This is a genomic window from uncultured Rothia sp. (assembly GCF_937976295.1).
In the GTDB taxonomy this organism is placed as follows: domain Bacteria; phylum Actinomycetota; class Actinomycetes; order Actinomycetales; family Micrococcaceae; genus Rothia.
The window spans coordinates 1-1,074 of the sequence record NZ_CALJRY010000130.1; the positions used below are offsets into that span (position 1 = coordinate 1).

2 pseudogenes are annotated in these 1,074 nt (G+C 60.8%); one reads left to right on the top strand and one right to left on the bottom strand.

Annotated features, from left to right (window positions below):
- Nucleotides 1-481 (bottom strand): annotated as a pseudogene (locus tag Q0216_RS03310) (glucose-6-phosphate isomerase); the annotation flags it as partial.
- Between the two features lie 129 nt (nt 482-610).
- Between Q0216_RS03310 and Q0216_RS03315 the strand changes: the two are divergent.
- Nucleotides 611-1,074 (top strand): annotated as a pseudogene (locus Q0216_RS03315) (N-acetylglucosamine kinase); the annotation flags it as partial.

A 1,074-nucleotide genomic window follows, 5' to 3' on the forward strand; every position in this document is an offset into this window, starting at 1 on the left:
GATCGGAGCCACCAATACCGATGTTCACAACGGTCTCGATGCGCTTGCCGGTGATGCCGGTCCATTCGCCGTTGCGCACGCGCTCAGCGAATGCGTAAATCTTCTTCAGCACGGCGTGAACGTCTGCGTCTACGTCCTGGCCGTCAACGGTCAGCGCCGGGGTGTAGCCCTCGGGGCGGCGCAGTGCGGTGTGCAGTACGGCGCGGTCCTCGGTGACGTTAATGTGCTCGCCGGAGAACATTGCCTCGCGGGCCTGCTCCAGCTTGACCTCTTCAGCGAGCTTGAGCAGCAGCTCGACGGTTTCGGAGGTAATCAGGTTCTTGGAAAGGTCGACGTGCAGTTCGTCGGCGGTGAAGCTGAACTTCTGCGCACGTTCCGGGTCAGCGGCAAACCATTCACGCAGGTTCGGAGTGAGGGACTTGTGATGAGCGGACAGAGCAGACCACGCGGAGGTGGTCGTAGGGTCAATAGAAGTAGTCATAGTTCCATTCTCTTATTTTCGGGTGCCTCTGTCACCTCTTTCGAGGGTGATATGGGACGATACGGCGAAAAAATCGAAACCCGGCACGCTATTGTGGGCCTTGCAGTGGCAAGATGTAGAGTAAAATCCATGACTTCTTCACCTGAACACACACCCGCTGACACTCACGCACCGCGTTACCTGCTCGTTTCCCGCGAGGGGGAAACCCTCCTCAACGATGACGGAACCCTGCACTACCTGACCGGTCACGATGCTGCCGAGCCGCTGACCGAAGAGGCGATCCTTGCGCGCAGCGTCATCCGCCCCGCCGCTTACAGCACTGACAAGGAGAAGAACAGTGCGGCGGAGGTGCACGTGCTTTACTGCGAGGACGAAACCCTCGCGCAGTTTGCCGCAGAGCTGAGCATCCCCGGTGTACACGTTTCAGATAACGGCTTCCGCTACTACCCGGTCCACGACGACCCGCAAGGCCGCGCCCACTACGCCACCGCCCTGGCACGCCGCGACTACCTCATCGACATGCGCTACTCCGCCTACAGCGGCGAGGAGGCGCCCCTCGGCTCCAAAGGAATCCGCCGTACCGCCTCCGGCGA